Origin of the sequence: Nonomuraea sp. NPDC049709, assembly GCF_040674815.1 — a bacterium.
In the GTDB taxonomy this organism is placed as follows: Bacteria; Actinomycetota; Actinomycetes; order Streptosporangiales; family Streptosporangiaceae; genus Nonomuraea.
This window is the reverse complement of sequence record NZ_JBFANM010000020.1, coordinates 1-11893: the sequence shown is the minus strand read 5'-3', so window position 1 is coordinate 11893 and position 11893 is coordinate 1. Positions and strand designations below refer to the sequence as shown.

Below are 11893 nucleotides of genomic sequence, written 5' to 3'. Positions count from 1 at the left end.
CCAGCCCGGCCCGTCCGACGAGAAGGCGGTATCTCCAGTGAACATCAAGCTTGTGGGCGGCGCCGCTCTCGGCCTTGCCACGATGCTGGTCCTGTCCAGCTGCGGGTCGGGCGGCTCCGGCGGCGGAGGCGACACCCAGGCGTCCAGCGGCGGCCAGGTCACGCTGAAGATGGTCGCCGCCGACTACGGCGACGGCCCCGGCAAGCCGAACTCCGGTGAGACGTTCTGGAAGGGCGTCGTGGACGAGTTCCAGGCGGCCAACCCGAACATCAAGGTCGAGGTCCAGGTCATCAACTGGAACGACATCGACAAGCAGGTCGCCACCATGGTCCAGAACGGCCAGGTGCCCGACATCCTGCAGACCGGCGACTACTCCGGCTTCGTCAAGGACGGCCTGCTCCACAAGGTGGACGAGGTCCTGTCCCCGAACGTCTCCGGCGACATGCTGCAGAAGTTCGCCGAGTTCGGGAAGGTGGACGGCGCCGCGTACGGCATCCCGTTCGTCTCCTCCGCCCGCGCCCTGTTCTACAACAAGGACCTGTTCGAGAAGGCCGGCGTCGCCGAGGCGCCCAAGACGTGGGACGAGCTCAAGGCCGCCGCCGAGAAGCTGAAGGCGGCCGGCGTGACGCAGCCGTTCGGCCTGCCGCTCGGCCAGGAGGAGGCCCAGGCCGAGTCGTTCCTGTGGATGCTGGGCAACGGCGGCGGCTACAAGGACGCCTCCGGCAAGTGGGCGATCAACTCCGCCCAGAACGTGGAGACGTTCACCTACCTGAAGGGCCTGGTCGACGCCGGCCTGACCACCCCCAACCCGGGCACCAAGGACCGCAAGACGGTCTGGGAGGACTTCGGCGCCGGCAAGGTGGGCATGGTCAACGGCGGACCCATGTCGATCCCGATCTTCGACGCGGCCGGCCTGAAGAACTACGGCGTCGTGCCCATCCCCGGCAAGGCCGGCCCGCTCGACACCACGCTCGGCGTCATGGACTGGATCATGGCGTTCAACAAGAACGGCCACGCCGCCGAGATCAAGAAGTTCTTCGACTTCTTCTACACCGGCAACGCCGCGACGAAGATCTCCGACACGTACAAGCTGCTGCCCGTCACCAACGGCGGCATCCAGAAGCTGTCGAGCGACGAGAAGCTCAAACCGTTCCTCGACGCCCTGCCCAACGCCAGCTTCTACCCCTTCCAGGACCCCAAGTGGGCCGAGGTGAACCCGGCGATCAAGCAGACCATCGGCGGGGCCGTCAAGGACGACCCGGCCAAGGTCCTCGGTGAGCTGCAGAAGACCGCCGAAGCGGCCGGCTGATCCAGCGGGACTCGGGTACGGCCGGCGCCCACCGGCCGTACCGTCCTGGAAAGGTATGTCATGAGAAGGTTGCGCGCCCTCGAACCCCTCGCCTGGGTCGGGCCCGCCATCGTGCTGATCGCGCTGGTCGTGCTCTGGCCCGTGGTCGAGATGATCAGGTCTTCGTTCCTGGAGATCAGCCGGCTGGGCGTGGTGCGCGGATACAACGGATTCGCGAACTACGAGAAGCTCTTCGCCGAGCAGGACTTCGCCGACGTCATGGTCCGCAGCGTGATCTGGGTGGTCGCGGTCGTCGCGCTCACCGTGCTGATCTCGCTGGCCCTGGCCCAGCTGTTCAACCAGCGCTTCCCGCTGCGCAAGGTGGCCCGGTGGGCGCTGATCGCGCCGTGGGCCGCCTCGGTGCTGATGACGGCGATCATCTTCAAATGGATGCTCGACCCCGAGGTCGGCGTGATCAACCAGATCCGGCTGAAGCTCGGGCTGATCGACGCGATGGGCGGGGCCGCCGCCGACCAGCTTGGTGACGCCTCCACCGCCATGCCGTGGCTGGTGTTCGTCGCGGTGTTCGTGTCGGTGCCGTTCACGACGTACGCGCTGCTGGCCGGGCTGGCCACGATCCCGTCCGACGTGTACGAGGCCGCCAGGATGGACGGGGCCGGACGGCTGCGGACGTACTGGTCGATCACGCTGCCGCTGCTGCGCCCCGCGCTCACCGTCGCGGCCCTGATCAACGTCATGAACGTCTTCAACAGCTTCCCCATCATCTGGGCGATGACCCACGGCCAGCCGGGCTACTCGACGGCCACCTCGACGATCCTCATGTACATCCTCAAGGGCTCCGACATCGGCGAATCGGCCGCCATGTCCGTCGTGAACTTCGGCATGGTGATCGTGCTCACCCTGGTCTTCCTCAAGGTGTCGCGGTGGAACAAGGAGGTGGCGTGATGGCCGTCAAGACGATGCCACCGCAGGCCAAGCCGCACCATCACGCCCGGCAGCGGCGCGGCGCCGCCGCACGCGCGATGCCGAGGCTCAAGACCGTCCTCATCGCCGCCAGCGCGTACGTCATCGCGTTCCTCTTCCTGTTCCCGTACGTGGTCATGCTGCTGACCTCGCTGCGCTCGCAGGACTCGCTGCGCGACGTGACGTTCTGGCCCGAGGAGTGGGTCTGGTCGAACCTGGCCAATTTCTGGGGCAGCGGCCTGGCCGGGAACCTGTGGGTGACGATCAAGGTGGCGGCGGGCTCGACGGTGCTCGTGCTGCTGGTGGCGCTGCCCGCGGCGTACTACTCGGCCCGGCACAACTTCCGGGGCCGCACCGCGTTCCTGATCCTCGTGCTGATCACCCAGATGTTCCAGCCCACGGCCATGGTGGTCGGCATCTACCGCGAGTTCTTCCAGTTCGGGCTGGTGGACTCGATCTGGGCGCTGATCCTGGTCAACGGCGGGTTCAACCTGGCGTTCGCGGTGTGGATCCTGAACGCGTACTTCTCGTCGATCCCGCGCGAGCTGGAGGAGGCGGCGTTCATCGACGGGAACGGGCGCTTCGGCGCGCTGTTCCGGATCACGCTGCCGCTGGCCATGCCCGGCGTCATCACCGCACTGATCTTCACGTTCATCGCCGCCTGGAACGAGTTCGTGGTCGCGCTGACCCTGACCACGACGACGGAGAACCAGCCGCTCCCGGTGGCGCTCAACTCGTTCATCGGGCAGTACCAGGTGGACTGGCAGAACCTGTTCGCCGGTTCGGTGATCGCCACCATCCCGGTGATCATCCTGTTCGCCCTGATCGAGCGGAAGGTGGTCGGCGGTCTCACCGCCGGCTCCATCAAGTAGCCCGCCCAGGGCCGCCCCGCCAACCCTTGGGGCGGCCCGGGCGTGTTACCGCTGCTTCGGGACCCGGGCCACGCAGAACACGGTCTGGCCGAACGGCGGCCGGACGAACCGCTCGATGAGCCGCGTCAGCGGCACCACCGTACGGTCGTAGATCTTGACCAGCCTCGGGTCCGGGTAGCCCACGCCGCCCCTGCGCACGGCCGCCCACCAGGCGATGCCGCCCAGGAAGTTGATCGGCTTGAGCACCTCGACGTCGAGCCCCGCCTTGGCCACCGCGGTGCCCAGCGTCTTGGGCGTGTAGCGCTGGACGTGACCCACCTTGCGGTCGAAGTCCCCATAAAGCTGCATGTAGCCGGGCACCCAGATGATGATCCGCCCGCCCGGCAGCGTGACGCGCGCCAGCGAGCGGAGGGCCTCGGCGTCGTCCTCGATGTGCTCCAGGACGTTCATCATGACGACGGTGTCGACCTTGTCCTCGAGCGGGATGTTCGTCGGCAGCCCGAACTGCAGGACGCTGATGTCGTCGCGGTCGGCGAAGCGCTTCTCCAGCTGCTCGACGCAGTAGGGGTCGAAGTCGCTCACGACCAGCCGGTCGAGGCGCGGCAGGAACTGCTCGGCGAAGTGGCCCAGCCCCGAGCCGATCTCCAGCATCGAGCGGCCGACATGCGGGGCGACCATGTCGAACTCGTACTGCCGGTAGTTCTTGGCCTCGTCCCCACCCAAGTGGTTCTCCAGGGCCTCGTCACCGGCCGCCGGTTGCACTACACGGTCATACCCAGAAGACATAATCCCGTTCCTTCAAGGGGCTCATGGATTGCCCGAGTCTAATGCCCCGGCCGGTCATGAAGATGACACGATCAGCGAAACACCCTTCCCCGGAAAGCCTCGGATGGGGTGGAATCTGACTCGTCATGGACGACGACGAGGCGATCGGCCGCTCGCTCGACGGTGACCTTGCCGCCTACGAGGTGCTGGTCGCCCGCTACAGCGCGCTCGCCCACCGTACCGCCGCCATGCTGGGGGCGGGGAACGAGGCCGAGGACGTGGTGCAGGAGGCGTTCGTCAAGGCCTTCCGCCACCTGTCGAGCTTCCGCCGCGAATCGGCCTTCCGGCCGTGGCTGCTGCGCATCGTCGCCAACGAGACCCACAACCTGACCCGGTCGCGGGGACGCAGGTCCGAGCTGACACTGCGCCTGGGCGCCACCGCCGACACGCGGGCCCCGGACGACCCGGAGGGCGCCGCCGTCGCCACCGACCGGCGCTCGCGCCTGCTGGCGGCCGTACGCGGGCTGCCCGAGCGGGAACGTCAGGCGGTCGTCTGCCGGTACTTCTTACAACTGAGCGAAGCGGAAACCGCGCAGGTGCTCGGCTGGCCCGTCGGGACCGTCAAGTCCAGCACCCATCGGGGGCTGGCCCGGCTGAGGGAGGAGGTGGGCAATGAACTCGCGTGAGCCCTTCGACGACCTCGAGGCCGAACTCCTGGCACTTGGCGACCTCATCGACGTCCCCACCCCACCCCCTGCCGACGTCGCCGCCACCGTCCGCGCCCGCCTCGAAGCCGCCGCCCCCGATCCGGCCCCGGATCCAGCGCATGGTCCGACCGCCGATCCAGCTCCAGACCCCGCCCCCGATCCGGCGCACGGTCCGGTCGCCGGGCCCGTCCGCCCGCCCTCGCGCCGCGACTCCCGGGCGCCGGGAAGGCGGGACGGGCGGCGGCGCCGGACCCGGTGGGCGATCGTGGCGGCCGTGGTCGTGGCCGTGGTCACCGTGACGGCCGCCACCCCCCAGGGCCGCGCCGCGGTGGCGCAGATCCTGCGGTTCGCCGGGATCGAGCTCAGGATCGGCGACGAGACACCCCCGCCGATCACCACCCCGACCCCCATCCCGGGCGAGCACCCCGTGACGCTGGACGACCTGCCGAACGAGGTGAGGTTCCAGGTGCGGATCCCGTCCGCCCTGGGCGACCCGCAACGCGTCACGGTCGCCGACCGCGGCCGGGTGGTGTCGATGTTCTGGCCGGGCGGCATCAGGCTCGACCAGTTCGACGGCGCCGTACGGCCGTTCTTCTTCAAGAAGCTCGGCCCGCCCTTCCCCGACCACACGCTGGTGAACGGCGGCGACGCCTGGTGGATCCCGGGCGCGCACCCGCTCGGCTACATCCCCCGCCAGGACGGTACGGAGGTCCCCCTGCGCCAGGCCGCCCCCACGCTCATCTGGCAGCAGGACACGCTCAACTACCGCCTGGAAGGCGCGGGCTCCGTGCGGGAGGCCGTCCGGGTGGCCGAGTCACTCCGGTGAGCTCGTGAGCCAGTCGTCCACGCCCTTGAGCAGTTCCTTCCGCACCGACTCCGGGGCCGTGGACGACCGTACGGACTGCCGGGCCAGCTCGGCCACCTCCGCGTCGCTGAACCCGTAGCACTCCCGGGCCAGCTCGTACTGCCGCAGCAGCCGGGTGCCGAACAACAACGGGTCGTCGGCCCCCAGCGCGATCGGCACCCCCGCGTCGAACAGCCTGCGCACCGGCACGTCGGCCGCCCGCTCGGCCACCCCCAGGCCCACGTTCGAGGTGGGACAGACCTCGCAGCAGACCTGCCGGTCGGCCAGCCGCTGCATCAGCCAGGCGTCCTCCGCCGCGCGCACCCCGTGCCCCACCCGGTCGGCACCCAGGTCGTCCACGCACTGCGCCACGCTGCGCGGGCCCAGCAGCTCGCCGCCGTGCGGCACGGACAGCAGCCCGCCCCGCTTGGCGATGCGGAAGGCCCGCTCGAAGTCCCTGGCCGCGCCGCGCCGCTCGTCGTTGGACAGCCCGAAGCCGACCACGCCCTTTCCGGCGTATTGGGTGGCGAGCCTGGCCAGCGTGTTCGCGTCGAGCGGGTGGCGGGTCCTGTTCGCCGCCACGACCACGGCGATGCCGACCCCGGCGTGCCGGGCGGCCTGGTCCACCGCGTCGAGGACCAGCTCCAGCGTGGCCGTCAGCCCGCCGAAGCGCTGCGCGTACCCCGAGGGGTCCACCTGGATCTCCAGCCACCGCGACCCGGCCGCGACCTCGTCCTCCGCGGTCTCGCGCATGAGCCGGTAGACGTATTCGGGGCGGGTCAGCACGGACCTGGCGATGTCGTACAGCCGCTGGAACCTGAACCAGCCCCGCTCGTCGGTGGCCCGCAACTTGGGCGGCCAGTCCTCTTCCAGCGCGTCGGGCAGGTGCAGCCCTTGTTCCCTGGCCAGCTCGATCAGTGTCGCGTGCCGCATCGAGCCGGTGAAGTGCAGGTGAAGATGGGCCTTGGGAAGCGCGTGTAGAGGCCGTGGCATTCGCATATCTTGCCACTCAACCTCTGGGCGGGTTCGCGCGTTGGGGAGGGCGAAAGGGGACCCTCGCTGATGACTGGGAGTTGCGCGAGGGCATCGCCGTCGAGGTGTGCATCAGCCCCGACTACGCCGGGGAGGGCGACGGGGTGGCCGAGCTGAAGAAGATCGCGGAAGGCGTCCGTCCGACCGAGTGAAACTCGCGGTACGGACGAGGCCGGATGGGGGATCAAGGATGCATGATCCCTGAGGGGTACGAGATCGGCCAGGGATGGCGCGCGGCGCTCGCGGGGCTCGCGTTCGGATTGACGGCCCTCATCATCTACGCGCTCTTCTCGTCCGGGTTCGGGCGTCCGCCGCGCCACGCGGGGGCGGCGCCCCCGGCCGTGCCGGTCGCGGGCCCGCCGGCCGTCGCCGTGGCCGCCGTCGCGACGCTCGCGGTGATCTCCGACGACCTCTGGCTCACGTACCTGCCCGACGGCCTCGACCGCGGTGGCGGGGGAGCCATCGAGCGGCGCCCCGGGGTCGAGGGCGGCTGGGCCTGGTTCGGCTCGGCGGACAGATTTGTCGAAGCCCAGGTAGAGCACGGTACGGTGGCCGCTGACTGGGACGGCTACCGCAAGCGGGCCACCCTGCTGAACGCCCGCGCCACCACCGTGCGCGGCAGGCCCGCCGTGGTCGGGAGGCATCCGGGCGGCGGGCGGGCGATCGTCTGGCTCGAACGCGCCGGGACCGGCGCGTGGATCAGGGTCAGCGATTCGCTCGGCGGGGAACTCGTGGCAATTGCCGCCTCCGTCAAGAATCGTGTAGGAGACTGAGAGCCTTTTCCCTGGTTATCCGCACATGTCAAGGGGAGGGTCGATGCGGCGGCTGGCAGCGGTGCTCCTCGTGTGCACGCTCACGGCGTGCGGCGGCGGTGGCGACGCCCTGCCGTCCACGGCCACCCCGCCGCCCAAGCCGGTCGTCACCCGCAAGAGCACGGCCCCGCTGTCCTGCGGCGGCACCAAGGTGCAGGTGCCGGCCACGCTGCCCGGCCTCGACCGCGAGGGTTCGTTCGCCCGGCTCGACTCGCTCCGGCGGCCACTCAAGGTCAGGGGCCGGATCTGGGGCGACAACGACGAGCGCCTGTACATCGGCGTGGTGTGCGGGGTGCGCACGGCCGACCAGTTCGTCACGCTGGTGGCCAGGTCGACGCTGACCGTGTACGAGGGCAAGCCGGCGCTGCACTGGACCACGCGTACGGGCGTGCGCAACTTCATGTGGCTGGAGCGGCCGGGCACCGCCGTCTACGTCGCCGCGACCCCCGGCCTCACCACCGAGATCAGGCAGATCGCGGACGGCATCACCTTGGGCTGAGCCCTGACCGTGCGGTCAGCGTGCCTCGGAGAGCAGCTTGCCCAGCCGGCTGACGCCCTCCGCCAGGTCCTCGTCACCCAGCGCGTAGGACAGCCGGAAGTAGCCCGGCGTGCCGAAGGCCTCGCCCGGCACCACCGCGACCTCGGCCTCCTCCAGGATCAGCTCCGCCAGCTCGCCGGACGACTGAGGCCGCCGGCCGCGCAGCTCCTTGCCGATCAGCTCCTTGACCGTCGGGTACGCGTAGAACGCCCCCTTCGGCTCGGGGCAGAACACGCCCGGGATCTCGTTGAGCATCCGCACCATCGTCTGCCTGCGCCGGTCGAACGCCGTGCGCATCTCCGCCACCGCCGACAGGTCGCCGGACACCGCCGCCAGCGCCGCCATCTGGGCCACGTTGGAGACGTTGGAGGTGGCGTGGGACTGCAGGTTGGTCGCGGCCTTGACCACGTCGGCCGGGCCGATCAGCCAGCCCACGCGCCAGCCGGTCATCGCGTAGGTCTTGGCCACGCCGTTGAGGATGACGACCCGGTCGCCCAGCTCGGGGACGGCCGTGGCGATGCTGGCGAACTCGGCGCCGGCGTACACCAGGTGCTCGTAGATCTCGTCGGTGACCACCCAGAGGCCGTGCTCGGCCGCCCAGCGGCCGATCGCCACCGTCTCGTCACGGGAGTAGACGGCGCCCGTCGGGTTGGACGGCGAGACGAACAGCAGCACCTTCGTCCGCTCGGTGCGCGCCGCCTCGAGCTGCTCGACGCTCGCCAGATAGCCGGTGGACTCGTCGGTCACGACGTCGACCTGCACGCCGCCGGCCAGCTTGACCGCCTCGGGGTAGGTCGTCCAGTAGGGGGCCACGACCAGGACCTCGTCGCCCGGGTCGAGCAGCGTCGCGAACGCCTCGTAGACCGCCTGCTTGCCGCCGTTGGTGACCAGCACCTGCGACGCCTCGGCCGCATAACCGGAGTCGCGCCGGGTCTTGGCCGCGATCGCCTGCTTGAGCTCCGGGAGACCGCCGGCCGGCGTGTACTTGTGGAAGCGGGGGTCGCGGGCGGCCTCGATCGCGGCCTCGACGATGTAGCCCGGCGTCGGGAAGTCGGGCTCGCCCGCGCCGAAGCCGATGACGGGGCGTCCGGCCGCCTTCATCGCCTTCGCCTTGGCGTCCACGGCGAGCGTGGCGGACTCGGAAATCGCGGAAATTCTGGCGGAGATGCGGGGTCGAGTGGACATGTCTCCATGCTCCCACGTGGCTTCCACGCGGTCGTGACCTGGGCGATCAGGTTTTGGTTCGACGTACCGGGCAATCCCCCGTATGCTTTCGCCTGGTCCTTCCGCCGCATGTCGGCGAGCGGTTCGGTCCAGGCAGTGAGTCGATCAGGGTAGTCTGGTCAACGACATAGGGCACTGGCGCAATTGGTAGCGCACCGGTCTCCAAAACCGGCGGTTGGGGGTTCGAGTCCCTCGTGCCCTGCGAGTGCGGTCCGCGCAATACTAGGCGTGTAAGCGCGCCGCAAGACTGCGTTGGATACGACGGATCAGGTGAGGACTGTGGCGATCGACACGCGCGGCGAGACCGCAGACAAGCCTAGTGGCGAGAAGAAGACGCGTACGTCTCCTGCCCTCTTCTACCGGCAGGTCGTCAACGAGCTTCGTAAGGTCATCTGGCCGACACGCAAGGATCTCATCACCTACACCACGGTCGTTCTGATATTCGTTCTGATCATGGTTGCTATCGTGTACGGGCTCGACAGTGCCCTGGGATGGGTGGTCCTCCGCGTCTTCGGCGGATCCTGACCGAGACACCGCCGGGATCGCCTGACGGAGTCGCCATTCGATACCACGAAAGAGGAAGAGTCACCGTGTCCGAGTCTTCAGTTCCGGCGGACGAGTCCCGCGACGAGTGGGGCGACGAGCTGGAAGAGGCCACCGAGGAGTCCGCCGAGGCGGCTCTGGAGGAGGCCGAGGTCGAGGAGAGCGACGAGGTGGCCGATGTCGAGGCCGCTGCCGTCGAGGACGGTTCGGTTCTTCCCGACGTCGACCCCGTCGAGGAGTTCAAGAGCTCGCTGCGCGGCCTTCCCGGCGAGTGGTACGTCATCCACTCCTACGCCGGTTACGAGAACCGTGTGAAGTCCAACATCGAGAGCCGCAACGTGTCGCTCAACATGGAGGACTACATCTACCAGGTCGAGGTGCCGACGCACACCGTCCAGGAGTTCAAGAGCGGCAAGAAGGTGCCGGTCAAGGAGCGCGTGCTGCCCGGCTACGTGCTGGTGCGCATGGAGCTGACCGACGAGTCCTGGGCGGCCGTGCGCAACACGCCCGGCGTGACCGGCTTCGTGGGCCTGTCCAACAAGCCGAGCCCGCTCAGCCTCGACGAGGTCGCCAAGCTACTGGCGCCGGAGCCGACCGAGGAGACCAAGAAGGCCACGGCCAAGACGGCCACCGGCCCGACGGTCGAGTTCGAGATCGGCGAGTCCGTCACGGTCATGGACGGCCCGTTCGCCACGCTGCCCGCCTCGGTGAGCGAGATCAGCCCCGAGTCGCAGAAGCTCAAGGTGCTCGTCTCGATCTTCGGCCGCGAGACTCCGGTGGAGCTCTCGTTCAACCAGGTCTCGAAGATCTAAGACGATCACATACACTTAGACGTTCGGCTGGCCGCCTTGCGCGAAGGGCGGCCTTCCGACATGTCAGGGCCCGCATCCGCGGGCCTGACGGCACCGCAATCAGGACCCGGAGAAGGACAAATGCCTCCGAAGAAGAAAATCGCCGCACTGGTGAAGGTCCAGCTCCCCGCTGGCCAGGCCACTCCGGCGCCGCCGGTGGGTACCGCCCTCGGTCCCCACGGCGTCAACATCATGGACTTCGTCAAGCAGTACAACGCTGCGACGGAGTCCCAGCGGGGCAACATCATCCCCGTTGAGATCACCATTTTCGAAGACCGCAGCTTCACCTTCATCACGAAGACGCCGCCGGCGCCCGAGCTGATCAAGAAGGCCCTGGGTCTCGACAAGGGCAGTGCGGTCCCGCACCGCGACAAGGTGGGCAAGCTCAGCCGCGAGCAGCTGCGCAGCATCGCCGAGACGAAGATGCCCGACCTCAACGCCAACGACATCGAGGCGGCCGAGAAGATCATCGCCGGCACCGCCCGGTCGATGGGCATCACCGTCGCCGAGTAAGACCTTTCCCAGAAGTCGTGGGAGGGCCGTCCTCGAGACGGGCCCGCACACCACAAGGAGTCAAGAAATGCAGCGCAGCAAGGCGCACAAAGACGCCGCCGCCAAAGTAGACCGCGACAAGCTCTACACGCCCGTCGAGGCGGCGAAGCTGGCCAAGGAGACGTCGACCACCAAGTTCGACGCCACCGTGGAGGTCGCCCTCCGGCTCGGCGTCGACCCTCGCAAGGCCGACCAGATCGTGCGCGGCACGGTCAACCTCCCGCACGGCACCGGTAAGACCGCCCGGGTCCTGGTCTTCGCGACCGGTGACCGTGCCGAGGCGGCCCGCGAGGCGGGCGCCGACATCGTCGGCGCCGACGAGCTGATCGACGAGATCGCCAAGGGCAACCGGCTCAACGAGTTCGACGCCGTGGTGGCCACGCCCGACCTGATGGGCAAGGTCGGCCGCCTCGGCCGCGTGCTCGGTCCCCGTGGCCTCATGCCCAACCCGAAGACCGGCACCGTGACGCCCGACGTCGCCAAGGCCGTGACGGAGATCAAGGGCGGCAAGATCGAGTTCCGTACGGACCGGCAGGCCAACCTGCACTTCATCATCGGCAAGACGTCGTTCGGCGAGCGCCAGCTCATCGAGAACTACGCCGCCGCCCTTGACGAGGTGCTGCGTCTCAAGCCGTCGGCCGCCAAGGGCCGCTACCTGAAGAAGGTCACCTTCTCCACGACGATGGGCCCGGGCGTCCCGGTCGACCCCAACGTCACCCGCGGCCTCACGGCCGAGCTGGAGGGCTGAGCTTCCTCCGGAAGCCTTCCGCGCCCCTGCCCGTTCACCGAGGTGGGCACCGCGTACGCCGTCTGGACCGGCGTCGGCGCGGCGGGCACCGCGATCCTGGGCATGATCACCATGGGGGACGAGGTGTCGCTGC

Annotated in this window: 15 protein-coding genes and 1 tRNA gene; 13 read left to right on the top strand and 3 right to left on the bottom strand. The window is 69.0% G+C overall.

Going from position 1 to position 11893, the window contains the following annotated elements; genetic code table 11:
- Positions 1 to 37: 37 nt before the first annotated feature.
- From AB0J69_RS21210 to AB0J69_RS21200, 3 genes are read left to right on the top strand one after another with little or no spacing between them, the layout of a single operon-like run.
- Entirely contained in the window at positions 38 to 1309 is a 1272-nt protein-coding gene (locus tag AB0J69_RS21210) for an extracellular solute-binding protein (RefSeq protein WP_364119551.1), read from the top strand.
- A gap of 60 nt (positions 1310 to 1369) precedes the next feature.
- Entirely contained in the window at positions 1370 to 2254 is an 885-nt protein-coding gene (locus AB0J69_RS21205; RefSeq protein WP_364119548.1) for a sugar ABC transporter permease, read from the top strand.
- A complete protein-coding gene (locus AB0J69_RS21200; RefSeq protein ID WP_364119545.1) occupies positions 2254 to 3144 on the top strand; it encodes a carbohydrate ABC transporter permease in 891 nt (296 codons plus the stop codon). Before AB0J69_RS21205 ends, AB0J69_RS21200 begins: the two co-directional genes overlap by 1 nt.
- A 45-nt stretch (positions 3145 to 3189) precedes the next feature.
- On the opposite strand, the gene AB0J69_RS21195 is transcribed toward AB0J69_RS21200, so the two are convergent.
- The gene (locus AB0J69_RS21195) at positions 3190 to 3930 is read right to left on the bottom strand and encodes a methyltransferase domain-containing protein (RefSeq protein WP_364119542.1); all 741 of its coding nucleotides are present in this window, start codon (positions 3928 to 3930) and stop codon (positions 3190 to 3192) included.
- A gap of 125 nt (positions 3931 to 4055) precedes the next feature.
- Here AB0J69_RS21195 and AB0J69_RS21190 point away from each other — a divergent pair, with 125 nt between their 5' ends.
- Together AB0J69_RS21190 and AB0J69_RS21185 are read left to right on the top strand one after the other, a co-directional pair.
- On the top strand, positions 4056 to 4595 hold the full coding sequence (locus AB0J69_RS21190; protein WP_364119539.1) for an RNA polymerase sigma factor: 540 nt from the start codon (positions 4056 to 4058) through the stop codon (positions 4593 to 4595).
- Positions 4582 to 5442, top strand: coding sequence for a hypothetical protein (locus AB0J69_RS21185; protein ID WP_364119536.1), 861 nt, complete (start codon positions 4582 to 4584; stop codon positions 5440 to 5442). The genes AB0J69_RS21190 and AB0J69_RS21185 overlap by 14 nt, the downstream gene beginning before the upstream one ends.
- Here the strand turns inward: AB0J69_RS21185 and AB0J69_RS21180 are convergent.
- Positions 5431 to 6453: an adenosine deaminase gene (locus AB0J69_RS21180; RefSeq protein ID WP_364119533.1), complete on the bottom strand. Its 1023-nt coding sequence runs from the start codon at positions 6451 to 6453 to the stop codon at positions 5431 to 5433. The genes AB0J69_RS21185 and AB0J69_RS21180 overlap by 12 nt on opposite strands.
- Before the next feature lie 233 nt (positions 6454 to 6686).
- On the opposite strand from AB0J69_RS21180, the gene AB0J69_RS21175 reads away from it, so the two are divergent.
- Both AB0J69_RS21175 and AB0J69_RS21170 read left to right on the top strand, forming a co-directional pair.
- Positions 6687 to 7265 (top strand): hypothetical protein, encoded by a 579-nt coding sequence (locus AB0J69_RS21175; protein WP_364119530.1) that lies wholly within the window; start codon positions 6687 to 6689, stop codon positions 7263 to 7265.
- Between the two features lie 43 nt (positions 7266 to 7308).
- Positions 7309 to 7803 (top strand): hypothetical protein, encoded by a 495-nt coding sequence (locus tag AB0J69_RS21170; protein ID WP_364119527.1) that lies wholly within the window; start codon positions 7309 to 7311, stop codon positions 7801 to 7803.
- Positions 7804 to 7818: 15 nt separating this feature from the next.
- Here AB0J69_RS21170 and AB0J69_RS21165 read toward each other — a convergent pair whose 3' ends face one another.
- Positions 7819 to 9027: a pyridoxal phosphate-dependent aminotransferase gene (locus tag AB0J69_RS21165; protein WP_364119524.1), complete on the bottom strand. Its 1209-nt coding sequence runs from the start codon at positions 9025 to 9027 to the stop codon at positions 7819 to 7821.
- 168 nt (positions 9028 to 9195) lie between these two features.
- Between AB0J69_RS21165 and AB0J69_RS21160 the strand changes: the two genes are divergently transcribed.
- The 6 genes from AB0J69_RS21160 to AB0J69_RS21135 all read left to right on the top strand — a co-directional run.
- Positions 9196 to 9268, top strand: a tRNA-Trp gene (locus tag AB0J69_RS21160).
- A 77-nt stretch (positions 9269 to 9345) separates the two neighbouring features.
- The gene (gene secE, locus AB0J69_RS21155; RefSeq protein WP_364119522.1) at positions 9346 to 9591 is read left to right on the top strand and encodes a preprotein translocase subunit SecE; all 246 of its coding nucleotides are present in this window, start codon (positions 9346 to 9348) and stop codon (positions 9589 to 9591) included.
- Positions 9592 to 9656: 65 nt separating this feature from the next.
- Positions 9657 to 10421, top strand: coding sequence for a transcription termination/antitermination protein NusG (nusG, locus tag AB0J69_RS21150; protein WP_364119519.1), 765 nt, complete (start codon positions 9657 to 9659; stop codon positions 10419 to 10421).
- A gap of 120 nt (positions 10422 to 10541) precedes the next feature.
- Positions 10542 to 10973, top strand: coding sequence for a 50S ribosomal protein L11 (rplK, locus tag AB0J69_RS21145; RefSeq protein WP_138719455.1), 432 nt, complete (start codon positions 10542 to 10544; stop codon positions 10971 to 10973).
- A gap of 67 nt (positions 10974 to 11040) precedes the next feature.
- The gene (gene rplA / locus AB0J69_RS21140) at positions 11041 to 11760 is read left to right on the top strand and encodes a 50S ribosomal protein L1 (RefSeq protein ID WP_364119517.1); all 720 of its coding nucleotides are present in this window, start codon (positions 11041 to 11043) and stop codon (positions 11758 to 11760) included.
- A 42-nt stretch (positions 11761 to 11802) separates the two neighbouring features.
- The coding region (locus tag AB0J69_RS21135; RefSeq protein ID WP_364120002.1) for an SMR family transporter at positions 11803 to 11893 on the top strand (91 nt) is incomplete at its 3' end.